22 protein-coding genes are annotated in these 21805 nt (G+C 59.6%); 9 read left to right on the top strand and 13 right to left on the bottom strand.

What is annotated here, in order from left to right; all coding sequences use genetic code 11:
• Positions 1-6: 6 nt before the first annotated feature.
• The 3 genes from NG895_RS00495 to NG895_RS00485 all read right to left on the bottom strand — a co-directional run bounded on the left by NG895_RS00495 (position 7) and on the right by NG895_RS00485 (position 3306).
• Positions 7-1329 carry a M20 metallopeptidase family protein gene (locus tag NG895_RS00495; protein ID WP_252850474.1) on the bottom strand — a complete coding sequence of 441 codons (1323 nt, stop codon included), beginning with the start codon at positions 1327-1329 and terminating at the stop codon, positions 7-9.
• Between the two features lie 91 nt (positions 1330-1420).
• Positions 1421-2026: a non-canonical purine NTP pyrophosphatase gene (locus NG895_RS00490; protein ID WP_252850473.1), complete on the bottom strand. Its 606-nt coding sequence runs from the start codon at positions 2024-2026 to the stop codon at positions 1421-1423.
• Between the two features lie 95 nt (positions 2027-2121).
• Positions 2122-3306, bottom strand: coding sequence for a hypothetical protein (locus NG895_RS00485; RefSeq protein ID WP_252850472.1), 1185 nt, complete (start codon positions 3304-3306; stop codon positions 2122-2124).
• A 372-nt stretch (positions 3307-3678) separates the two neighbouring features.
• Here NG895_RS00485 and sppA point away from each other — a divergent pair, with 372 nt between their 5' ends.
• From sppA to NG895_RS00465, 4 genes are all read left to right on the top strand, one after another.
• Positions 3679-5589 (top strand): signal peptide peptidase SppA, encoded by a 1911-nt coding sequence (gene sppA, locus NG895_RS00480; RefSeq protein WP_252850471.1) that lies wholly within the window; start codon positions 3679-3681, stop codon positions 5587-5589.
• A 91-nt stretch (positions 5590-5680) separates the two neighbouring features.
• Positions 5681-6991 (top strand): adenylosuccinate synthase, encoded by a 1311-nt coding sequence (locus NG895_RS00475; protein ID WP_252850470.1) that lies wholly within the window; start codon positions 5681-5683, stop codon positions 6989-6991.
• Between the two features lie 12 nt (positions 6992-7003).
• Complete coding sequence (locus NG895_RS00470) at positions 7004-7759, top strand: isoprenyl transferase (RefSeq protein WP_252850469.1); 756 nt, start codon at positions 7004-7006, stop codon at positions 7757-7759.
• Between the two features lie 82 nt (positions 7760-7841).
• Positions 7842-8834 (top strand): phosphatidate cytidylyltransferase, encoded by a 993-nt coding sequence (locus NG895_RS00465; RefSeq protein ID WP_252850468.1) that lies wholly within the window; start codon positions 7842-7844, stop codon positions 8832-8834.
• A 6-nt stretch (positions 8835-8840) separates the two neighbouring features.
• Here the strand turns inward: NG895_RS00465 and NG895_RS00460 are convergent, their stop codons facing one another.
• From NG895_RS00460 to NG895_RS00435, 6 genes are read right to left on the bottom strand one after another with little or no spacing between them, the layout of a single operon-like run.
• Positions 8841-9047, bottom strand: a complete 207-nt coding sequence (locus NG895_RS00460) for a hypothetical protein (RefSeq protein WP_252850467.1) — start codon at positions 9045-9047, stop codon at positions 8841-8843.
• 28 nt (positions 9048-9075) lie between these two features.
• On the bottom strand, positions 9076-9504 hold the full coding sequence (locus NG895_RS00455; protein ID WP_252850466.1) for a phage holin family protein: 429 nt from the start codon (positions 9502-9504) through the stop codon (positions 9076-9078).
• A gap of 11 nt (positions 9505-9515) precedes the next feature.
• On the bottom strand, positions 9516-9707 hold the full coding sequence (locus NG895_RS00450) for a hypothetical protein (protein ID WP_252850465.1): 192 nt from the start codon (positions 9705-9707) through the stop codon (positions 9516-9518).
• Positions 9708-9726: 19 nt separating this feature from the next.
• A complete protein-coding gene (locus tag NG895_RS00445; RefSeq protein WP_252850464.1) occupies positions 9727-10194 on the bottom strand; it encodes a hypothetical protein in 468 nt (155 codons plus the stop codon).
• A 6-nt stretch (positions 10195-10200) separates the two neighbouring features.
• Complete coding sequence (locus NG895_RS00440; RefSeq protein WP_252850463.1) at positions 10201-10482, bottom strand: hypothetical protein; 282 nt, start codon at positions 10480-10482, stop codon at positions 10201-10203.
• Between the two features lie 49 nt (positions 10483-10531).
• Entirely contained in the window at positions 10532-10954 is a 423-nt protein-coding gene (locus NG895_RS00435; RefSeq protein ID WP_252850462.1) for a CsbD family protein, read from the bottom strand.
• A gap of 318 nt (positions 10955-11272) precedes the next feature.
• Between NG895_RS00435 and NG895_RS00430 the strand changes: the two genes are divergently transcribed.
• Positions 11273-12493, top strand: a complete 1221-nt coding sequence (locus NG895_RS00430) for an AI-2E family transporter (RefSeq protein ID WP_252850461.1) — start codon at positions 11273-11275, stop codon at positions 12491-12493.
• 41 nt (positions 12494-12534) lie between these two features.
• Positions 12535-13416, top strand: a complete 882-nt coding sequence (locus tag NG895_RS00425; protein ID WP_252850460.1) for a YihY/virulence factor BrkB family protein — start codon at positions 12535-12537, stop codon at positions 13414-13416.
• 48 nt (positions 13417-13464) lie between these two features.
• Here the strand turns inward: NG895_RS00425 and NG895_RS00420 are convergent, their stop codons facing one another.
• The 3 genes from NG895_RS00420 to NG895_RS00410 all read right to left on the bottom strand — a co-directional run bounded on the left by NG895_RS00420 (position 13465) and on the right by NG895_RS00410 (position 14992).
• Positions 13465-13947, bottom strand: a complete 483-nt coding sequence (locus tag NG895_RS00420; protein ID WP_252850459.1) for a PA2169 family four-helix-bundle protein — start codon at positions 13945-13947, stop codon at positions 13465-13467.
• Between the two features lie 141 nt (positions 13948-14088).
• Entirely contained in the window at positions 14089-14256 is a 168-nt protein-coding gene (locus NG895_RS00415) for a DUF1328 family protein (RefSeq protein WP_252850458.1), read from the bottom strand.
• 535 nt (positions 14257-14791) lie between these two features.
• Positions 14792-14992 carry a hypothetical protein gene (locus NG895_RS00410; RefSeq protein WP_252850457.1) on the bottom strand — a complete coding sequence of 67 codons (201 nt, stop codon included), beginning with the start codon at positions 14990-14992 and terminating at the stop codon, positions 14792-14794.
• A 311-nt stretch (positions 14993-15303) separates the two neighbouring features.
• Here NG895_RS00410 and NG895_RS00405 point away from each other — a divergent pair, with 311 nt between their 5' ends.
• Complete coding sequence (locus NG895_RS00405) at positions 15304-16827, top strand: sigma-54-dependent transcriptional regulator (RefSeq protein WP_252850456.1); 1524 nt, start codon at positions 15304-15306, stop codon at positions 16825-16827.
• 106 nt (positions 16828-16933) lie between these two features.
• On the opposite strand, the gene NG895_RS00400 is transcribed toward NG895_RS00405, so the two are convergent.
• A complete protein-coding gene (locus NG895_RS00400) occupies positions 16934-19783 on the bottom strand; it encodes a hybrid sensor histidine kinase/response regulator (protein ID WP_252850455.1) in 2850 nt (949 codons plus the stop codon).
• A 510-nt stretch (positions 19784-20293) separates the two neighbouring features.
• Between NG895_RS00400 and NG895_RS30745 the strand changes: the two genes are divergently transcribed.
• Both NG895_RS30745 and NG895_RS00395 read left to right on the top strand, forming a co-directional pair.
• Positions 20294-20548 carry a BON domain-containing protein gene (locus NG895_RS30745; protein WP_425267186.1) on the top strand — a complete coding sequence of 85 codons (255 nt, stop codon included), beginning with the start codon at positions 20294-20296 and terminating at the stop codon, positions 20546-20548.
• A gap of 281 nt (positions 20549-20829) precedes the next feature.
• Positions 20830-21768, top strand: coding sequence for a PhoH family protein (locus NG895_RS00395; protein ID WP_252850454.1), 939 nt, complete (start codon positions 20830-20832; stop codon positions 21766-21768).
• The last annotated feature ends 37 nt before the right edge of the window (positions 21769-21805 follow it).

Genomic DNA, 21805 nt, shown 5'->3' with positions numbered 1-21805 from the left:
ACCGCGCTATTCATCCTCCGGCGAAAGCAACTCCAGGGCCACGGCGCCCATGGTGCTGATGCTGGTCTCGAGCGTAGCACTCGGATCCGGGTAGTAACGGGGTGAGTGCAGCGAAGGGGGCGGAGTGTCCTGCTGCTTAAACTGGTCGAGCCGCTCCTGGCTCACCGAACCAACTTTTATCATGCAGATCGGGATGCCGGCCAGGCCGTAGCGGCTGAAGTCTTCGCCCCCCATGGTCGGGTCGCTCTGTTTCACCTGATCGGCCCCGAGGATGCGGCTGGCGATGCCGGCCACGCGCTCGGCGAGTTCGGGATCGTTGTACAGCGAAGGCGTTCCTTCGGAGATGAGAATCTCCGGTTCCGGTGCGCCGGCGCTCATTGCGGCGGCCTTGGCCTTGCGCTGAATCGCCTCGGCCAGTTGCTGCCGAACCTGCGGAGAGTAGCTGCGCACCGTGAGTTGCAGCTTGCAATCGTCGCCAATCACGTTGTGCTTGGTGCCTCCCTCGATGGCTCCGACCGTAACGACGGCCGGTTCGGTCGGTTTGATCTCGCGGCTGACGATCGTTTGCAGATCGAGCACCAACTTGGCAGCGACCACGATGGGGTCGATGGTGGTTTCGGGATACGCCCCGTGGCCGCCGCGGCCTTTGATGGTGATGTCGACACTATCGACGTTGGCACAAGCATAGCCAGGGCGATAGCCAATGGTGCCGCACGGCGTGTCGGCCGCCACGTGCATCGCCACGGCAAAGTCGGGCCGCGTAAACATAGTGAGCAAGCCATCGTCGAGCATGGCCTTGGACCCCGCGCCGCGTTCTTCGGCTGGCTGGAACAATAAGATGGCCGTCCCCTGCCAGGCGTCCTTGTTGTCGGCCAGCAGGCGGGCAACGCCTACCAGGTTCGACATGTGAATGTCATGACCACAGGCGTGCATCACCCCAACCGTCTGCCCACGCTCGTTAGTGGTCAGCACCTTCGAGGCGTATGGCACGCCAGTTTCTTCCACCACCGGCAGCGCATCCATATCGGCCCGCAACAGCAGCGTTTTGCCCTCGCCATTCTTCAGGATGCCAATCAGCCCGTGCCCGCCGATATCGGTCCGCACTTCGGCGCCGATCGCGCGGAGCTCGTCGGCCATGCGGGCGGCGGTCTCCTTCTCTTCGAACGACAGCTCCGGCGCCTGGTGCAGCTCGCGGTATAACGTTTCCACTTCGGGCAGATGTTCGGCAGCCCACGTCTTGGCGAGTTCATCGGTCTTGGGCGGTGCTTCTTTCGCCGCGGCCAGACCAGCAAACAACACAGGTAGCAAACAACAGAGGCGCAACAACATGGTGGAACTCTGGGGAGAAACTTGGGAAGCGGAGGCGACGTTCCCAAATTGTAGCGCACAAACGGGCGTACTGCGAGCAGAAGGAGGGTGCTCACGCGGAAATCAGCGCCACCAACTTCGGCACGATGGCCCGCATGGCACGCGAGCGGTGGCTGAGAGCCCGCTTCACTGCGGGGCCGAGCTCGCCGAAGGTGCGGTGGTACTCGCGTACCTCGAACAGCGGATCGTAGCCAAAGCCGTTCGCGCCCACCGGCTCGCGGCGGATGATTCCGCGGCACGTGGCGTGGCTTTCGGCGCGCACCTTGCCGGTGGGATTGGCCAGCGTCACGTGGCAGTAGTAGCGAGCTCCCCGCTTCTCAGGGGGTAGGTCGCCCAGCTTCTCCAGCAACAATCGATTGTTGTCCTCGTCGGTGGCCTGCTCGCCGGCGAAGCGGGCGGAGTAGATTCCCGGCGCGCCCTTCAAGGCGTCGATCTCGATGCCGCTGTCGTCGGCCAGGACCCACTCGCCCAGGTGGACGGCTTGCTGCGTGGCCTTCAGTCGGGCATTGGCAGCAAACGTATCGCCATCCTCCACCACGTCGAGCGCGGTGGGAAAATCGTCGAGCGTCGCGACCTCCAGCCCGTACGGCCCGAGCATCTCGGCCAGTTCAACGCCCTTCTTCTTGTTGTGGGTCCCGATGACCACTCGCTTGCTCATGCGAGAAGTGTAACGGGGGCCCGGACCGAAGTGCAATTCCCCAGGTGGCGAACCGCGGCGTGGTCAATGAGCATTCGACGTTGGTCGTTTGCCGATCACCTTCCCCAGGCATAGGCACTGGTAATCGATTTCCGCGGTGCTTCGATCACCTCGGGGGTGATATCGAGCGGCACGAACTTGTTCTTGGTGTACTCGATGTACTTTGGCTCCAGGCCCGTGGCGATCTGCCCGTGCTGGTTGGAGAACAAGTTGTTGAACTTGCGTTTAACCTCTTCGGCCCGCATGCGGTCCTGCATGGGGACGTTCGCGCCCACACTCAGGGCGCTGGGCGTCTTGTACGCGGCGCCGAAGGTGCGCAGGATGACGTCGACATCGCCTGTGGGCTGCAACTGACCGTCGGCCGTTCGATTGGCCACCTTGTCGAACGAGCCAATCGTCACGTAGCTCTCGGTGCGATCGTGGAACTCGTAAGCTTCCCAGCCTTTGGCCCGCAGGAACACGACGATGCGGTGCGCGTTCAAGGCTGCCTCGACCAGCGGATCGACGTCGGGTTCACTGTTTCGATTGCGACTCTTACTGCCGCTGCTGAAAGCGCCCTGCAGGACCGCCTTGCCCCTGAACGTGGCGACCTTCACCGTGTACCGCTCGGGGCAATCGAGCACCGAGTGTTCCACGCCGGCGTTCATCTTGGCCACGAAGGGATCGACGCCTTTGGGATTGAAGTACTCTTCGGGCAGTATTGGATTGCGCGTCAAAAAGGCCTTCGACATGGGGGCAGCCCCCTTACCGCCGGCCGCCTTGTTGTAGTAGTCGCGTTCGATGGCCAGGTTTTGCGATGTCTCGTTGTAGTCACGGTCCAGGGTCTTGGGGCGGAGCTTCTTTACTTGATCCAGAAGCTTCTGGGCGGCCGGGTCGTCGATGGCAGGGAAGTTGCCGACCAGCACAGCGTGCTCTTGGCTCTGCTCACCACTCTGGTACCGCATCCGCAACGGTGCGCCATAGCGATCGAGACCCCGCCCCAACCGCTCGTCGCCGGTGTGTTGAAAGGTCATCGAGTGGTGATAGGCTTCCAGGTTGAACTGCTTACGAAGTTCCAGCACCAGTTCGCGGGCTTGCTGTTCGGCTCCGCTGCCACTGAAGGTGGCAGCCATGACCATCCAGGGTCCACTCTCCTGGCTGAGGGTATAGTCGGCATTCACGTTCGATTCGACACGATTGGTCGGCATGAACATCCGCCAAACCGGTTCGGCCTGGGCGGTGCAGGCAGCGATCAGGGACATCGTTATCAGTGCGTACGTACCGCGAAATCGCATGGTATTTCCTCGGAATCCAGGAGCAGCAAAATGCCAGCATCCGGCCCCGCCGCTGGCAGGCGGCGTCGGGCGGGCGGCAGACAAGGAGCGGGAAATTACCAAAGCTGTCGCCGTGCAGCCAGAGAGAATTTCGCTCGAAATGCGGAGATTTAACCCAATTTGCACCTTTGGGATGGCGAAATCCCTGGCAAACCTGAAACCCACGAGCAAGAATTGCGGTAATGTAGGCAAACTGTTCCGCCCGCCCTGCCAGTGTCCCAAGCTTGGCCAGCGGGCGTCTAATTGGCATTATGCTTTTGATATCTGATTCCGGAACACCCGAATTGACAGGGAAAAACCATGTCTAATAGTAAGGCCACCTGCGCCGCTCGCTTTCTTGCTCTGCTGCTGTTCGTGTCGGTAGCCTGCGCCACGATACCGGCTGGTGCCGACACCGCCACGGCGGAGAAACCAGCCGCTGCCGAGAAGGCCAAGGATAAGAAGGACAAGAAGGAGGCCAAACAGGACGAGCCCAAGAGCGCGTCGGAAGACAAGGCCCCCAAGGGCAAGAAGCTGGCCAAGGCCCGTCTGGCCCAAGTGCTGCTGTCCAGCAGCCTGCCCGAGGGGCCAGGTGGCACCGGACTGTTTGCCGACATCCAAGTCGACTTGCGGAGCATGCTGCAGCGCATCGAGCGGGCGGCCGAGGACGACGACATTCACGGGCTGGTCCTCACCATCGAGAATCCATCGCTGGGACGCGGCACCATCAACGAAGTGCGGGAAGCCATCAAGCGTTTTCGCAAGAGCGGCAAGAAGGTGTACGCCCAACTGACGATGGCCATGCCGACCGACTATCTGGTAGCCTGCGCTTGCGACGAAATCGTAATGCCCGAGTCGGGTACGCTGGTTCTGCCAGGCGTGCGGATGGAGGGCATGTTCTATAAGGGACTGCTCGACAAGATTGGCGTCGAGGCCGACTTTGTGCACATGGGGGAAGCCAAAGGGGCTGCCGAGCCGATGACCCGCGAGAGCTTTAGCGAAGGGGTCCGGGCCAATCTGACCTCCATGACCGATGACGTGTACGAGCAAATGATCGCCACCGTGGCGTTCGATCGTCCCATCACCCGCAAGCAGGCCACCGAAGCCATCGACCAGGGCCTGTTGACGGCCGGTCGGGCGAAGCAGCTCGGCTTGATCGACCGCGTGGCCTACCCCAGCGAGTTGAAGTCCGACCTGCAGAAGTCGCTGAACGCCGACAAGTTGGTCTACGTGCAGAACTATGGCAAGAAGAAGGTCGACACCGATTTTTCCGGCCCCACCGGCGTGCTGAAGCTGATCAAGCTGATGTCGGGTGGCTCGAGCAGCAGCAAATCGAGCGGCAAGAAGATAGCCATTGTCTACGCCGTGGGAGCCATCACCACCGGCAAGAGCCAGTCGGATCTGTTTGGCAGCTCCAGCACCATGGGGTCGAGCACCATCGTCGAAGCATTGCGTGAGGCCAACGACGACGAAGACGTGGCGGCCATCGTGCTGCGGATCAACAGTCCTGGTGGCTCGGCGATCGCCAGCGACCTGATGTGGAGCAAGATTCAGAGCATCGATAAGCCGGTTGTTGCCAGCATGGGCGATGTGGCTGCCAGCGGCGGTTACTACATTGCCATGGGCACCGACAAAATCTACGCCGAGCCGGCTACGATCACCGGTTCGATCGGTGTCGTGGGTGGCAAGATCGCCCTGAAAGGCCTGTACGACAAGCTAGGCATTTCGATCGACGTTATCAGCCGTGGCGCCAACAGCGGCGTGTTTTCCACCACCAACAAGTTCACCGAAGGCGAACGCGAAGCCATCACCAGCATGATGGAGGACACCTACGAGCAGTTCACCTCCAAGGCCGCGGCTGGCCGCGACATGCCGGTCGAGCAGCTGAAAAAGCTGGCGGGTGGCAAGGTCTATACCGGGCGTCAGGCCCTGGCCAACGGCCTGGTCGACGAGCTGGGCACCCTGGACGATTCGATTGCGGCGGCCAAGCAGCTGGCCGGGATCGATTCCGACAAAGAGGTCAAAATCATCACCCTGCCCAAGTCGCCCGATCTGTTCGAGTCGCTCCTGGGGGGAAATGAAGCCGAGAAGGAGGTCGAGGTGAAGGTCGACCTGGGGCTGGGCGAATTGCACCCAGAATTCAAGAAGTTGATCGGCCATGCCAAGACGGTTCGGCGGGTATTCCGCGAGCCGGTGGTGCTGATGATGCCTTTCTCGCTGGAGATTAAGTAGCCCGCCCGCCCGGCAGCTTGACCGCCCCCACCTATTGGCCCTAAAATCCGGGGTTTGTGCGGTTTTCTTCGCGTAAATGAGGGCGAGTAGCGTGCCGGGTACATGTGTAATTGGTCTGCAGTGGGGCGACGAAGCCAAAGGTAAAATCGTCGACCTGCTTACGGCGGGCCGTCGCTATGTCGTTCGCTATCAAGGTGGAGCCAACGCTGGCCACACGGTGGTGGTGGGCGACGAGGTCTACAAACTCTCGTTGCTGCCCAGTGGCGTGCTGACGCCGGACGTGACCTGTTTGATCACCGGTGGCGTGGTGCTGAACCCCGCCAAGGTGCTCGAAGAGATCGAAGAACTGGTCGGCCGCGACATCAATCTGGATGGCGACAGCCTGAAGATCAGCAATCGGACGCATGTCATCTTGCCTTGGCATTTCGCCGAGGACCGGGTGCTCGATACCAGTACCGGCGGCGAGAGCATCGGTACCACCCAGCGCGGCATCGGCCCCTGCTATCGCGACAAGGTGGCTCGCAGCCATGCCATCCGCCTGGGCGACATGTACCGCGACGATTTCAAAGAACGCATCTTTCACATCACCGAAGCGAAGAACCAGGTGCTGGCCGCCATGGTTACTGATGGTGAGTTCGAGCCGCTCGAGGCCGACGCCATCTATAAGCAATACTCCGACTTCGCTGAGCGCCTGAAGCCTTACGTCGACGATACCACCGAGCTGTTGCTCTCGGCCCTGGAGCAGGGCGAGCATGTGCTGTTCGAGGGCGCGCAGGGATCGCTGCTGGACGTCGACCACGGCACCTATCCCTATGTGACCAGCAGCAACAGTTCCGGCGTCGGTATCTCCAACGGATCGGGCGTGCCGGGCAAGTACCTCGATCGCGTGCTGGGCGTCGTGAAGGCCTACTCCACGCGAGTCGGCGGCGGACCTTTCCCCACCGAACTGCACGACGACACGGGACAGTACCTGCGCGACCGTGGCAACGAGTACGGCACCGTTACCCGTCGTCCGCGTCGCTGTGGCTGGCTCGACGCCGTGGCGATCCGCTACACCGCTCGCTTGGGCGGTGTGGATGGGCTATGCATCATGCTGATGGACGTACTCAGCGGGCTGGACGAACTCCACATCTGCACGGCCTACGAGATCGACGGGCAGCAGACCAACGTGTTCCCCAGCCACGTCGACGATCTGCGGCGCGTCAAACCGATCTACGAGACCGTATCGGGCTGGAAAGAGGAGATCGATGGCGCGCAGTCGTACGACGATCTACCTGCCGCGGCTCATGCGTATCTCGATCGAATCGCCGAGTTAGTGGGATGTCCGGTCGACGTGGTGTCGGTGGGGCCGGGTCGCGCCCAGACTATCGTGCTCAACGAGTCGCTCACCCAGACCAGCTAGTAGCGAATCGTCATGTTGCCAGCCGATGCCGCCGGACCGCTCTCCGACGTTCCCCCCGAACGCCGCCCCGCCCACATCGCCATGATCATGGATGGCAACGGTCGCTGGGCCCAACGGCGGGGACTGCCGCGGGTGGAAGGCCATCAGCGGGGGGCTGCCGTGGTTCGCGAAATCACCGAGCTCTGTTCCGATCTCGGCATCGGCCAGCTCACGCTCTACTGCCTGAGCAGCGAAAACTGGAAACGGCCCGCCGACGAGATTTCGTTTCTGATGTTGCTGCTCAAGCAGTACATCATCGACGAGCGGGAACCGATCATGCGCAATAACCTGCGGGTGAGGATGCTGGGCCGGCGGGCCGCCATTCCCGATCATGTCTTGGAAGAGCTCGACAAAACCATCGAAATGAGCCGTGGCAACACGGGCATGTGGCTCAATTTGGCCATCAATTACGGTGGCCGGGGCGAGATTGTCGACGCGGTTCGCGCCATTGCCGGCCGGGTGCGAGACGGCGCGCTGCAGCCCGAGGACATCACCGAGGATACGGTTTCGGGCCATCTGTACACGGCTGGCCTGGCCGATCCGGACTTGCTGGTTCGTACGGCCGGCGAAATGCGCGTTAGCAATTTTCTGCTCTGGCAGATAAGCTATGCTGAGATCTGGGTGACCGACCGTTGCTGGCCTGAGTTCGATGAATCGGCGTTGCATGAAGCGATTCGCGCTTACGCAGCCCGAGATCGACGCTTCGGTGGACTCCCCGATTTAGCCTGAATAGTCTCCAGCCATGAATTCGATCGCTGCGAGAAGCTGGGCATCCTTCGTTTCCGAATTCCTCCTGTAACGTCCCGCATCGATGCTCCACTGGCGACTTATCCTGGCGGCGATTGCCATCTCGTTGGTGCTGGGGCTGGCATGGCTTGATCAGTTTGGCCCTCGGCCTGGTATTTTCATGTTACCGCTGGCGTTGGTCGGCGCATGGATGTGCGCGGGCGAACTGATGGGGCTCAACGAAAAGGCCGCCGCCCAGCGGATGGGTGGCAGTGTCAAAGAAGCCAAGCAGGATCGCACCAAGAGTATTCCCTGGCGCCCTCTGGTTTATATGGCCACCATGCTGACGGTGTTGGCCAGCACGGCGCCCATGACGCTCTACTACCCGGATGGTGGCGTTAGCGGTCGCACCGGCTGGATCGCGTGGGGGCTGATAAGCGGCTTGCTACTGGCCCTGATATATGAAATGGCCACCTACGATGGACCCGACCAGCCGCCAGGCACCATTGCCACTCGCCTGGCCCGCACGATGTTCGCCATTAGCTACGCCGGCGGATTGATGGGCTTCCTCGTGCAGCTGCGGATCATCTCTGGTGGTGTGTGGATGCAGCCCGATGGTACGGACGACTGCCGCTGGGGCATGCTGGCCCTGCTCACCACGATTGCCACGGTAAAGATGAATGACACCGGCGCTTACTTCGCCGGCCACGCGTTTGGGCGCCACAAGATGACGCCCAAACTCAGCCCCGGCAAGACCTGGGAAGGCACCATTGGCGGCTTCATCGGATCGATTGCCGGGGCGATGTTCTTCTTGGGGCCGGTCGCCCATTGGCTTGGGTGCGAGCACGAACAAACCTCCACGCAGTGGATGACAGGCGTCGTCATCTATGCACTGATCGTGGGATTGGCCGGAGTGCTTGGCGACTTGGCCATTAGCCTGTTGAAGCGGGACGCCGGTGTGAAGGATTCCAGCACCTGGATGCCCGGCTTCGGGGGCTTTCTCGACCTGTTGGACTCCATTCTGCTGGCAGCGCCGGTGAGCTATGCCTTGTGGATGGGACACGTGGTCGGCCCCTGAACCGCCTTACCACGGCTTCAAGCGCCAGCCCAGCACGAAGCCCAGTCCAAAGCACCACATTGCGGCCACCTTCGGTTTCTGTCGAGCGTAGTCGCGGACGTAGTCAATTAGATCGGGCACGGGTTGCATCGATTCGTCAGTCAGTTGGTTCTGTTGCTGTGTGGAGACTTTGGTCGAACGGTCCATTTCGTTGGTTGTAGTAGCTGCGGACATGGCGAAACCTTTCTCTGCAAGGGATTATTTATTTGGCGCTGCGTGGCGGGTGGCCAGCATCGTCGGAAGTGAGTGAACTCTTGAGCCACGCCAGATTGCGTTGCAGCTCGCCGCGCGAACGCTCGAGCGATTTCGCTCCGCGTTTGGCCAGGTGGTAGGCCGAGGCACCCAGCACGCCAGCAATAGCAGCGGTCACCGCCGACACGCTGGCCAGACTTGCAGCCATCGACAATTCCGTCTGCTGGGTCAGCCAGTGAGCTACGGCCGTGAGCAGCACAGGTGCCGCGGCGAGTATCAGGCACGCTGCAAAAACCGCAATTGCCAGGCTTGCCAGCATGTTCTTCGCGGCATCGCTGGCATCGGCTTTGAGCAACTCGAGCTGCAGTTCGCCGAGTTCCACAATGTCGGAAACCAACTGTCGCGTGGGGCTCGATTTTGGCTTGAGGTCAGGGTTCATGGGCGGTTGTTTCAGTTCTTTCGTTTCAATAACCATCCGAGTAGACCTCCCATGACCAGTCCCGTACCCACGATCAGCCGCGGATGATTTCCCGCCCACTCGGCAATGCGGTCGCCGAGCGAGGAGTCGGAAGAGCCCTGGGCCTTCATCTTGCGGTGCGAGGCTGGAATGATTCTCTGTTCCGGTGGGTGGGTTGTTTGCATGGCTTCGATTCAGTTGAAGTTACGAAGCAGGATTCGTTGGTCCATCGCCAGTAGGAATAATGTCGCCCAACCGCTTGCCGAAGTAGGCCATGAGCGCGCGGGCGGCAACCGTCCCCAGGCCAAGCATCGCTTGCTGAGCGAACGTTGGCTTATTGGAGGGACTTTCCGTGGCTTCGATGCGAAGCTTGCCGGCCTTGACCAACTTCTCCACGGTGTCGGGCGAGGCGACCGTTTCCTCCTGCTTGCGGCGCGGCACCAGGCTGTAGCCCACGGCCGCCGCCACGGCCAAGCAGGTCCAGGGATATCGCTTGACGTACGTGGTCCATTGCGTGGCGTCGTGCACCTGTTGCGAGATGTTTTCAACATCTCGCGACAGGTCGTTCCGCACACGCTGCATGGCGTCCGCGATGTCCTCGGGATGCTTACCATTCACGGGAGGCATCTGCCCAGACGCTGGAGTCAATCGATTGATGGGGCGATGCGCCATGAGTGATTACCTGCTGAAAGCCTTGGACACGGTGTCGGGAATCAGTTTCTCCGCCAGATGCGACATCTGCCCACCGAGCCTCGACATCTCGTGACTCAGTTGATCGGTCACTCCGCGGCGCGACCGCGAGGCTCCATCGATACGCGCGGTTAGAGCAATTCCGACCGCGACACCGACGACGGCGCCGGTCACGAATGCGGCGATAATGGATTCTTCGGGATGTTCCTGAACTATTTCTCGTGCTCGATCCGAGGTGTCGGAGCAGCACTCAGTCATTGCAGTTGACATGACAGGTTCCTAACTTGTTGAAGGTTCTAGGCTGAGACTTCTCAGATTCTTACCGCGAGCGGCTGCTAAGAATGCCAACCACCAGACCGGTTACCAGCCCCGCACCGAGCGCAATAGCGACCGATTCGAATGGGCGGCGGCGCACCACGGCTTCTGCCTGTGCCTGTCGTTCGGCCACCTGTTGGCGAAACCGCTCGGCCGCCTCGGTCGTCGATTCAATGGTCTGGTTGTAATAGTCGCGAGCAGTCTGGCTGAACTGCTCGAGCATCGGGCGGAAACGGGCATCGAGCTCCGCCAAGCGGAGTTCAATTTCCTCTTGGGCTTCGCCAGTGGAACGTTGGATGTAACCCACAAGTTGTTCGAGATCGCCCTCGAACTCGCGGAGTTCATCGTCGTTGAGTTCGCCCCACACTTGTTTCACTTTGCCTTTGAGTTCCGTCCAGCCACCTTCGATATGTGATTGCGTTAACATGCTCAACTCCTCAGTCTTGTTTCGGGAGGGGGGATTCGGCTTGGGGCTGCTTCAGGAATCAGCCACCGGAAACCTGATGCAAGTGGCGCGCCATGGCGTTGGAATGAAGAATTGCCCACAGATTTGGCAGTAGTCAGGCAGCCGTCGGGCTAAATTGTGAGGGTCCGTCTGCCATGCTGGCTGGTTGCGAACCAGGGCCGGTGTTGCCGAGGTGCAGGCGGCCCGCAAAAATCCGATGTGGGCCGCAGGCACGCAATTCGCTCTGTAGACGTCCAAACAATGCCCTCCCATTCCTTCTCTCACCACCAAGGTGGTAATATGTCTCTTTCTGCTACCCCCGCGAACGACGAGCCGTCCGAAGAACCAGGGGTGCATCATGTTCGCATCGATGTTCTTCCTCGGCAAGAAGTCGATAGCTCGGAGGTCGTTACCGTGAATTCTGGCGACAGGGACGATACCTCCCACTCGTGGCGACGGCTCGAGAGGACATGCCTGGTGATCCTCACCGCACTGGCCATCTTCTACACCATGTACTTCGCGCGGGCCATCTTGCTTCCTACGACCATGGCCATCGTGCTGTCCCTGGTGCTGAAACCATTGACCAAAAGAATCACCCGGTTGGGCATACCGCCAATTGCCAGCACCATCGTGGTGATGTTAGCGTTTTCGCTGGTCGTAGCGGCCGGGGCCCGTGCACTGTGGCAACCCGCCAACGATTGGATCGAGCAGGTGCCCGAGAGCCTGCAAAAGGTTCGCCAACAGGTGGCATCCAGCGGGGGACCGCTGTCGCACCTGATGAAGGCCAAATCGGAGGTGGAAAAACTAACCTCGGTACCCGAAAGCGAAGAGACCGATTCCGACTTCCTTCCGGACCTGCCGCCGGTCTCAGTACATGTCGAACAGCCCCAGTTGACCAATCAGATGCTCAGCACCACAGGCGGCTTTGCGACGGCGTGCATCATCACGCTATCGCTATTGTTCTTCCTGCTGGCGGCCGGCGATCGGTTTATGGAGAAAGCGGTTCAGCTCAGACGAACCTGGCGCGAGAAGCGGGATTTGGTAATGCTGATCAAAGAGGTGGAGCAGAAGATGTCGTCCTACCTGGGGGCGATCACCATCATCAATATTGGATTGGGAGTCGTTATTGGCGGCGGGTTGTGGATGATTGGTCTGCCGAATCCCCTGCTGTGGGCCGTGCTGGCCGCACTGCTGAACTACATTCCCTTCGCTGGACTGGTAATCGGATCTTTGACGGTCACCATCGTGGCCATCGGCGAGTTCGATTCGATGAGCCATGCCATGCTGGCGCCGGCCATCTATTTGGGCGCCAATGGCATCGAGGCGAATTTCATTACCCCCGCCGTGCTGGGCCGATCGATCAGCCTGAACCCAGTGGTCATCCTGATGGCCGTGTTTCTGGCGGGCTGGGTGTGGGGAATTGGGGGGATTTTCCTCTCGGTTCCGCTGCTCTTAATGGCCAAGATTGCCTGCGATACCAATGAGTCGCTTGAACCGATCAGTGTGTTCCTAGCAAAATAGGGCGAATCGCCATCCGCCAACTGACATTGCCCGGGCACCCTATGTTTGCGTTCATCCGTTCCACCGCTATCGACTTTAACAAGCATCACTGCATGCAAATGGCCGCCGCGATTGCCTATGGCATGATCTTCTCCCTGCCTGGGCTGTTGCTTATTTCGACCACAACCGTAGCCTACGTCGCCCGAACCGGGGCGCTGGGGGGCAGTGAAGAAGTGGAAGAACGGATGGTGGACGAGATTGAATCGGCCGTGGGGCCGATTAACGCCAATCAGATTCGCGAGGTCATCGACCACTCCAAGAAGATGCCCACGTCGACCGTGGGATTCCTGATTGGCGTCGGCGTGCTCTTGATCAGTGCCTCGGGCGTGGTGGCCCAGGTTCAAGTGGCACTGAACACCATTTGGAGCGAAGCGAGCGAGTCGCCTCGAGGACGCAATCGCAATTTCCTGGTCAAACGATTGCTTTCGATCGCATCGGTCATGGTCATGGCGTTGCTGCTGGTCGCCTCGTTGGTGATGAGTACATTGTTTGCCGCGTTTGGCGAAACCATCGATCCGTTGCTTCCCCCAGCGGTGGTTCATGGTGCCCAATGGCTCACCGGCACGGTAACCAACCTGTTAGTTAGCTGGTTGGTATTCACCGCCATCTACAAATGGTTGCCAGATGTGCGGGTGGGTTGGAAGGATGCCTGGCGGGGCGGCCTGCTGACCGCCGGCATGTTCTGGGTGGGAAGGTCGGTACTGGCAGCTTTGATCGCCCGTCTTGGTATCGGTTCGGCGTACGGGGCGGCTGGGTCGCTTGTAGTGTTGCTCTCCTGGCTCTACTACAGTGCGATTGTCTTTCTGCTGGGTGCCGAGATGACCCGCCACATCGAAGACCGTGCGATTCAACGCCGGAAGGCAAAAAAAGAAGACGCCGGGTAGACTCTCCCGGCGTCTTACTGATATTTCAATTGTTCCGACACGTACGAATTACTTCTTGCTCTTCCGCGCGTCGCGAAGGTCACGCACACGGTCGTGCACGGCTTTCACGCTGGCATATTGCTGCTGCAGCAGGTCAGTCGCCGCGCTGCCGGCAACGTCCTTTAGGATCTCTTCGTACCGTTCTTTGATGGCGTCTTCGCCGCGCTCGGCTTCCGCCAGCACGGTGTAAGTGTTGCCGCCGGACAGGGCACTGCGAAAATTCAACCATGCCTGATGTGCGGCTGCGGACCAACTACGGTCTTCGGGAGCTTCGCCATTATTAAACTCAACGAGGGCTTGAAGTTCGTCTGCTTGTCGTGTGCGATCAACTGCCCAGACACGGAAGTCGGAGGCCAGTGCCTTGTCGTCAATGGCGTCAGCCGCTTCCTGAAATCCGCTTGCGCTGTCGCGGTTGATTTGGACAAGTTGCGACAGCTTGTTGACTGTTTCCTTTGGTAATGATGTCTTGGTTTCCTGAGTGGTAATTCCCATGACCTCAGCACTCCTTTCCAATTTGCCTAAGGGCTAACGACGGCAGTCAGGCCGGGGCAAGTAAAGGGGGTAAGAACCTGGCCCCGGCCCGCGCCGCTTGAGTCGAATAAGCTGGTGAGCATTGCTCACCAACTTAGGTTGCTAGGCCGATGGCCGCAGTCGCGGGAAGATCAGGCTGACAACGAACAACACGAGGAAGACGAAGAAGCAGATCTTTGCTGCACCATACGCCATTCCGCCGACAAGACCGAACCCAAAGAGGCCCGCAATCAAAGCGATAACCAAAAACGTAATAGCCCAACCTAACATAGTGTGCCTTCCTTTCTCGAAGGGATGTGTCGCCACACATATGTTGGTGCGGACGACTCGAAGTTGCTGATGCTGGAGAACAAATGCAATTGCGATGCCAAAGTCCAAAAAGGGCATAAGCCGCTAGAAATGGCTGGCTACACCATGACGAATTGGTCCTCTTTGCACCGCGCTGGGCGGCGGCAGAGCAAGGTCGACGAGCTAGATGAAAGCAGCCACCTGGCAGAGTGCGCGGCTTCCATTGAACTTATACATGGCTTCTCCGCGCGAAAAACGGAACATACTTCCTGCGCGCGCATCGTGGTGCGTGGCGAACAGTTGGGGTGCACGCTCGCAAGTAATGCTCACTAGCTTCACCTTCGAGCGGAGAGCAGCGACAGGCTGGCGGCCGTCGCTCGCATGGAGCAGAATCGCTCGGGGAGAGACAAGTAGCAGTGCGCAAAAGAGCAGTGCGCAAACGAATCGGGCGCAGCAAGTCGGAGTACCGACCCGCCACGCCCGACCTTGGGGGGATTCATCAAGTCGACGTGCAGGACTATTCGTTATCGGAAACGTCGACCTCGACGTCATCCGTCAGCTTATCCTCGTTGACCTCGACTTCGCCGGCAGGCGTTTCGACATCGATGATTTCATCTTTAGTGTCGCAACCGGCGGTCATGGCCAGGCTGCCAAATGTCAGTCCACCCAGAGCACAAGCTACAAAAGTGTGGCGAAAGACGTTTACAACTGATTTCATCGTTCTGTTCTCCAGGGAATGTCAGGCAAGGGCGTGCTCAAAAAGGGCACGTGAGGATAGGTAACCGCACGTTGCGTGCCCATTTGGGAAAATAGGGCTATTTCGAGAGAATTGACGCTTTTCCACGTATGCCTGCTGTCTGCGAATCTGCCAGCCTGGTTCCCAGGCAACCATTTTTCTGACCTCTGGCCGCCTGTCAGCCAATCTCAAAGCCCCGTAGGATTGAAGAAAGAGACTATTTACTTCGGTTTGTCGGCGAATGACCACGATTGAGCGTCCGACTGGCCCCGGTTTTGCTATTACGGCTTGCCATGAAAAAGCTCCTACTTGTAGACGACGATCGCGCGGTTCATGTACTCGTAAACCGAGCGCTGGAAAATGCTGGCTTCGATGTCCATGCGGTTACCACCAAGCAGGCCGCACTGGAAGCGATGGAGACCCTTCGGCCCGATGTGGTGCTGTTGGATATCATCCTTCCCGATTGTTCGGGGCTGGAGGCCTTTCAACAGATTCGCCAACGCGACAGCCACCTGCCGGTCATCTTTATCACGGGTAGCGGTACCAGCGACACGGCCATCGAGGCCATGAAACTGGGTGGCTTCGACTACGTCCATAAGCCGATCGACCTGGACCAACTCGAAGCCCTCGTCGAGCGTGCGGTGGCCTCCCGCCGGCTGGCGACGGTGCCGGTCGGAATGCGTGACATCCTGGAGCCCGAAGAAAAGGGCGATGCCTTCGTCGGACGTTGTGCCGCGATGCAGGAAGTGTTCAAAGCCATTGGCCGCGTGGCACCGCAGAACATTCCCGTGTTGATTCGTGGAGAGAGCGGTACGGGGAAGGAACTTGTGGCCCGAGCCGTGTTTCAGCACGGAGCTCGTGCCGACGGCCCTTTCCTGGCGGTGAATTGTGCAGCCCTGTCCGAAACCCTGCTGGAAAGTGAACTGTTTGGCCACGAAAAGGGGTCGTTCACCGGAGCCCACGAACGCCGCATTGGTAAGTTCGAACAGTGCTCCGGAGGAACCATCTTCCTGGACGAAGTGGGCGACATGACTCCGCTGGTGCAAAGCAAGGTTCTGCGTTTGTTGCAGGAGCAGAAGTTCGAGCGGGTGGGCGGCAACGAAACGATCAGCACCGACGTCCGCATCATCTCGGCGACCAACCGCGACCTGGAGGAGATGTGCGAGGAGGGCGAGTTCCGCTCCGACCTGTTCTATCGACTCAATGGATTTACGATTAATCTGCCCACGCTTAATGAGCGTGGCGACGACCGGGTAATGCTGTTTCAGCACTTCCTCGCCCTGTTGAACCGCGAGCTCACGCGCGAGGTGGAAGGCATCGCGCCCGACGCCCTGCATTTGTTGATGGAGTACGATTGGCCTGGCAATGTTCGCGAACTGCAGAGCGTGCTCAAGCAGGCCATGCTGCAGGCTTCCGGTTCGGTGCTAATGGCAGTGCATCTCCCGGACTATATCTCCGAAGCGCTGTCGGAGCGGACATCGGGGCCGAATGCCCATGGCAAGGCCGGCGATTCGGAGCGGTGGTCGATCACTAGCTTGATCGACCAGCACTTGGCAAAGAATCCCGACAACCTGTACGGCGACATGTTGGCTTGGCTCGAAACCAACCTGCTTAGCAGGGTGCTGCAGCACACTAAGGGCAACCAATCTGAAGCGGCTCGCCTGCTGGGAATCACCCGCGGCAGCCTGCGGAACAAGATCCGCTCACATAACATCTCGATCTCGCAAGTGGTTAGCCTGAACGACGAGGTGGATTCCGCCGACGCCCCCGTCGAAGAGGAAGCCGAGCAAGATGCCAACGAAGTGGCAACCACCTAAGGCTTAAAGGTGGCGGCCGAATAGAAGTGGGAGGGGCCGTCGATCCGCACGGCGGTCACCGAATGGCAGACTGAACTGCGCCCGCTGGTAGCGTGCAGCCGAATGGTTACGCGGTGTCACTGGCGTGGGGCCGCAGCAACTCTGCCAATTGGTTGCTCATTTCCGTGAGACTGGGCAACCGCTGCAACGCTTCTTGCACCTTGCCAGCCGCCAGCATTCCCTCCATCTCGGCCGCGAGTTGGGAAGTTTGCTTGGCGTTGAAGTTCATGGCCAGGCCCTTCAGGCTGTGGGCATGTCGTCTGGCCTCTGCTGCCTCGCCCGCCTGGGCCGCCGATTCCACCCCCTGCAGCAGCTGCTGGTAGTCTTCCAGATAGCAGGTAGCCAAATCGGCCAGCAGGCCCCGGTCGCCACGAAGGCGATCGAGGACGGGGCCCAGATCGATGGTTTCAGAGGCTTCGGAGACAGTTGGGTCCGAGGCTGGCTGTTGGTCTTCGTTGGGGGTGGGTGGGCTCATCGTGGGCGTGGGGGTTGGTTTGGCTACGAGTCCATGCTTCTCGACTATTTGGGCCAGTTCTAAAATATCCAGCGGCTTGGCGATGTAGTCGGTCATCCCCGCCGCCAGGCATCGATCGCGATCGCCTTGCATGGCGTGGGCCGTGATGGCGATGATGGGGGTCGGCAGAACCTGTGATTTCGACTCCCATTCACGAATGGCAGCCGTCGCCTGAAAGCCATCCATCACGGGCATCTGCACGTCCATCAGTATGATATCGAAAGTTTGTTGACGCGCGAACTCGATGGCTTCGCGTCCGTTGTTGGCCAACGTGCACTGGTGCCCGCGCCGTTCGAGGACGCGTTGCACCACTCGTTGATTGGCCTTGGTGTCTTCCACCACCAGCACGGATAGCGATCGAGGTGCACCAGACATGCTTGCCAATCCCATAGGCTTCTCCTCAACCGTGTCCCCGTCGGTCAAAATGCTGGCGATGGCATTAAACAGGTTGGACTGACTTATCGGTTTCTCGACGAAGGCGTCCGCCGGGATGTTTTCGCATTGTTCGCGCAGCAACGTTCGATCGCTGGGCGAGATCATCAGGATGCTGGCGGGGGTCTCTTCCTCCAGAGCGGCCATGTCTTCGATCAAATCGAAGCCGTTCTTGCGTGGCATCAAGGCATCGACAATGGCCAGTTGGAAGGGGCGACCCTGGGTTTTGCCTTGCTGGAGTTTATCGAGGGCTTGCTCGGCTGTTTCGACACCCACGGCCCGAATGCCCCAGTTTTGGAGCAGTTCCTGTACGATCGAACGATTCGCCTCGTGGTCGTCGACCACCAATGCAGTCACGCTCTGCATGTGATGTCGGGTCACCGCCGGCGTCTCGAATGGTGGATGGTCGCCGTTGCGGCGGAAGTGGCCGACAAAGCTGAATACGCTGCCTTCGCCCAGCGTGCTGTCGACTGTCAATTCGCCACCCAGGCAAGCGACCAGGTGCGAGGCAATCGAGAGTCCCAGTCCGGAGCCCCCAAACTGACGAGTGGAAGAGGCATCGGCCTGCGCGAACGGAGCAAATATCTTCTCGCGGTCCTTCGGCGAGATGCCGATTCCGGTATCGCTCACTCGGAAGGCAATCTGGCACTGCGAATCGTCCGCTTCGACCAGGCTGACCTCGACCAGCACTTCGCCTTTCTCCGTGAATTTGACCGCATTGTTCACAAGGTTATTGATGACCTGCTGCAGCCGCAACGAATCGCTGATCAAGGCATCGGGTACATCGTTGTCGATGTGGCAAGCAATCTCGATACCCTTCTGGTAGGCCCTCAATCCAGCCAGACGCATGGTTTCGTCCAGCGCGGTGCGTAAGCTGAAGGGGCCATCTTCCAGCCGGAATGACCCGGCGTCCAGCTTCGACACATCGAGCAAGTCGTCGACCAGCTGGTTCAACTGGCTGGCCGCTTCTTTGGCCATCTGTAGGTTGTCGTGGGTCTCTGCGGAGAGGTCCTCATCCAGGGCCAGCGATACCATGCCCACGACGGCATTCATCGGTGAGCGGAGCTCGTGGCTCACGTTGGCCAGGAACTGGCTCTTCGTGCGATTGGCAGCCTCGGCGTCTTCCAATGCTCGCTTCAGGGCATCGGCCGCCTGTACTCGGTCGGAGATGTCTTGGGCGATGGTCGAGCAGCCGATTACATCGCCATCGCGATTGCGAATCGGCGAGGCAGAGACCGCCACTGCCACCTCACGCCCCTTCTTCGTCATGCGCCGGGTATCGGTCGATTTGATGGAGTGCCCCCGCACGACCGTGTTCAGCAGGGTGTCGAACTCGTCGAGCCGATCTTCAGGATGGATGATCTTGCCCGACTGCCCGACCGCTTCGGCTTCGGTGAATCCATAGATGCGTTGGGCGGCGTGGTTCCAGCTTTGGATGGTTCCGTCGATGTCCATACTGATGATGGCATCGGTGGACGACGAGATGATGGCCGCGAATTCCGCCGCAGTACGATGCGAGACACTGTCGAAACAGTCTTGAAACTCCAGGAAGCTTTGCACCGATTCGACGATGGCATCGTCCGTGATTTCGGCGATCTTCGACAGCAACTCGGGCTCCATCTCCAGGTTGGCCTGCTCGAGCAGGAATTCCGCAATTACCGGCCGCAGCGTCTGATAGTCGCGAACCACGTCGTCCAAGCGCCAGCCTAATTGCCATCGCTGGCGACCGTGCTTCTCCGCGGCCTCCTCGGTTTGCCCATCCAACCTCGTGCTTCCCGCAGCGAGCTGCTTGCCGATTCGCTCGAGCAGGGTGGGCAGGTGATCGCGGAGCTGCTGGCGATGGGCGTAGGGAATTTCCGGCGTCTGCTGGGCGCGGTCGATCCACATCGAGACAATCCGGTCAGCGTGCTCGCAGACAGCCTTGCCCGCTTTGACCAACGCCATTTCGCTATCGTCGGCCGGCGCGGTCATTCAAACTCCCAAGAAACGTAACTTGAAGAGGACGCGTGCTTGCGTCTCCTGTTCTAGTGGCGAAAAAATACTCAGCGAGCGGCCAAGTCCGTGCGGCGCACTGAGGCGGAATTGGAGTGGACCACTGGGGCGGGCGTCTACTTATCAGCAATCTTCATACCACCTGCCGAGAAACTTCCGAAAGGCGTCGAAATGCCTCGCCCGAAGTGCAATCCAGGGGCTGATGTTTCGGAGGCCAGAAATGCGCCCGGTGATACCTGTTTCAGATAGGTGAGCGCCAGGCGACCGTTCTGGTGGACTGGCGAGCAGCTGTGTTGGCCGATTGGTTGGAGACGACCCTGTTTTACGCTAACTCGCCCTGCGACATCGGTATCGTTACTGAATGCTCTGTGGCACGTGTTTTGCTTAAGGTTGGTAGGTCGTGAAGCGATTTACACAGTAAAGGCGACACATCACCTCTATCTCTCCGCCTTGCTTGAATCGAAACCTCCTAGTGACCACCCCAAGGAAATGAATACCCAGCAACGAATCAATTCGCTCATTCGCTCTGCTTTTCGACGCTACGGATATCCCCAGCTAGAGGCTATCTGGTGCCGTTTGGAACGAGGAACTGTGATTCTCTACGGCGAGTTGTCCACAATGCATTTGAAGCAAGTCGCAGAAACGATTGCGAGGAGCGTGCCTCAGGTTCAGCGGGTTGAAAATCGGATTTCGCTCCGCGAATCGCCGCAGCCTGCCTCAACCAACTGCGAGACGGACGACTAAGCTGCCGGCCCCCCGCACGAGTGAATCGCAATCGCAAACGTGCCAAGGGTATGGCATGGCTGCGGGGGGATCTCGAACTCCCTCCCCAGCTCTCCACCTGGGGTATAATAGGGCTATTCGTCATAATCTGAATGCTTGTAAGGACTTGCGTCGGATGCTCAGCGTGCGGCTAGCTGTTGTGGCGGTTCATTAGGTATAGTTGTTGGTCGGGTGCGGCACCGTGCGCGCCCCGCCAGTTTCCTGACCCTTGCGCAGTGGCCCGAGTGCTGCGGCGATTCTTGATGATCGAAGCATCAATTCCGGTAGGCAGCCCCGAGCAACTCATTCTCCTCTTCGGGACGTCGGATCAGCATCTCCGGCGCATTCGCGAATCGACCGAGGCGAAGATCTCCACGCGCGGTGGGAAAATCCATCTCAGCGGTCCGGAAAGTGCTGTGCTTCAAGCGACCGCCATTTTCGAACAAATGCGATCGACCATCGGCAGCGAGGGGGCGCTGATGCCCCACCAAGTGGACGAGATCATCAACAACGTGGTCGGTAATTCGCCTAAAAGCAACACCAAGCCGGTCGACGTGAAGCGGGCCGGACGGACGGTTCGAGCCCGCACTCCTGGTCAGGAGGCGTACATCGAAGCCATTCGCAATCACGATCTGGTGTTCTGCATCGGTCCAGCGGGCACCGGAAAGACCTATTTGGCGGTCGCCACCGCCATTGAGGCGCTCAAAGCGCAGCAAATTCGTAAAATTGTGCTGGTACGCCCGGCGGTCGAAGCGGGCGAAAGCTTGGGCTACCTGCCGGGTGACCTCTTGTCGAAAATCAATCCCTATCTGCGACCTTTACTGGATGCGTTGGGCGAGATGATCGATTACGACCAGGTGAAGCGGTACATGGCCGACGATGTGATCGAGGTGGTGCCGCTGGCCTATATGCGTGGTCGCACGTTGAACAACGCTTTTATCATCATGGACGAGGCCCAGAACACCACGGTCTCGCAAATGAAAATGTTCCTTACCCGCATGGGCTCGAACAGCAAGGTCGTGGTGTCGGGTGACACTTCGCAAGTCGACCTGCCTTCCCATACACGAAGTGGCCTAACCGACGCCATCGCCCGATTGAAGCGGATTCCAGGTTGCGCACAGGTCATCCTGTCGCGAGACGATATTGTCCGCCACCGCCTGGTGGAAGCCATCGTAAAAGCCTACGAGGAAGGAACTGGATAGACCTTCGCAGAGTGACGCGAGACCGACCGGCTGTAGC

Source organism: Aeoliella straminimaris (assembly GCF_024054565.1).
GTDB classification, from domain to species: domain Bacteria; phylum Planctomycetota; class Planctomycetia; order Pirellulales; family Lacipirellulaceae; genus Aeoliella; species Aeoliella straminimaris.
Note: the sequence above shows the minus strand (reverse complement) of the source record. Positions and strands in the feature narration are given on the sequence as shown.

Excerpts from the sequence above, each read along its gene's own strand:
- NG895_RS00495 (WP_252850474.1), bottom strand. The coding sequence starts at position 1,329 with ATGTTGTTGCGCCTCTGTTGTTTGCTACCTGTGTTGTTTGCTGGTCTG.
- NG895_RS00490 (WP_252850473.1), bottom strand. The coding sequence starts at position 2,026 with ATGAGCAAGCGAGTGGTCATCGGGACCCACAACAAGAAGAAGGGCGTT.
- NG895_RS00485 (WP_252850472.1), bottom strand. The coding sequence starts at position 3,306 with ATGTCCCTGATCGCTGCCTGCACCGCCCAGGCCGAACCGGTTTGGCGG.
- sppA (WP_252850471.1), top strand. The coding sequence starts at position 3,679 with ATGTCTAATAGTAAGGCCACCTGCGCCGCTCGCTTTCTTGCTCTGCTG.
- NG895_RS00470 (WP_252850469.1), top strand. The coding sequence starts at position 7,004 with ATGTTGCCAGCCGATGCCGCCGGACCGCTCTCCGACGTTCCCCCCGAA.
- NG895_RS00465 (WP_252850468.1), top strand. The coding sequence starts at position 7,842 with ATGCTCCACTGGCGACTTATCCTGGCGGCGATTGCCATCTCGTTGGTG.
- NG895_RS00460 (WP_252850467.1), bottom strand. The coding sequence starts at position 9,047 with ATGTCCGCAGCTACTACAACCAACGAAATGGACCGTTCGACCAAAGTC.
- NG895_RS00455 (WP_252850466.1), bottom strand. The coding sequence starts at position 9,504 with ATGAACCCTGACCTCAAGCCAAAATCGAGCCCCACGCGACAGTTGGTT.
- NG895_RS00450 (WP_252850465.1), bottom strand. The coding sequence starts at position 9,707 with ATGCAAACAACCCACCCACCGGAACAGAGAATCATTCCAGCCTCGCAC.
- NG895_RS00445 (WP_252850464.1), bottom strand. The coding sequence starts at position 10,194 with ATGGCGCATCGCCCCATCAATCGATTGACTCCAGCGTCTGGGCAGATG.
- NG895_RS00440 (WP_252850463.1), bottom strand. The coding sequence starts at position 10,482 with ATGTCAACTGCAATGACTGAGTGCTGCTCCGACACCTCGGATCGAGCA.
- NG895_RS00435 (WP_252850462.1), bottom strand. The coding sequence starts at position 10,954 with ATGTTAACGCAATCACATATCGAAGGTGGCTGGACGGAACTCAAAGGC.
- NG895_RS00430 (WP_252850461.1), top strand. The coding sequence starts at position 11,273 with ATGTCTCTTTCTGCTACCCCCGCGAACGACGAGCCGTCCGAAGAACCA.
- NG895_RS00425 (WP_252850460.1), top strand. The coding sequence starts at position 12,535 with ATGTTTGCGTTCATCCGTTCCACCGCTATCGACTTTAACAAGCATCAC.
- NG895_RS00420 (WP_252850459.1), bottom strand. The coding sequence starts at position 13,947 with ATGGGAATTACCACTCAGGAAACCAAGACATCATTACCAAAGGAAACA.
- NG895_RS00415 (WP_252850458.1), bottom strand. The coding sequence starts at position 14,256 with ATGTTAGGTTGGGCTATTACGTTTTTGGTTATCGCTTTGATTGCGGGC.
- NG895_RS00410 (WP_252850457.1), bottom strand. The coding sequence starts at position 14,992 with ATGAAATCAGTTGTAAACGTCTTTCGCCACACTTTTGTAGCTTGTGCT.
- NG895_RS00405 (WP_252850456.1), top strand. The coding sequence starts at position 15,304 with ATGAAAAAGCTCCTACTTGTAGACGACGATCGCGCGGTTCATGTACTC.
- NG895_RS00400 (WP_252850455.1), bottom strand. The coding sequence starts at position 19,783 with ATGACCGCGCCGGCCGACGATAGCGAAATGGCGTTGGTCAAAGCGGGC.
- NG895_RS30745 (WP_425267186.1), top strand. The coding sequence starts at position 20,294 with ATGAATACCCAGCAACGAATCAATTCGCTCATTCGCTCTGCTTTTCGA.
- NG895_RS00395 (WP_252850454.1), top strand. The coding sequence starts at position 20,830 with ATGATCGAAGCATCAATTCCGGTAGGCAGCCCCGAGCAACTCATTCTC.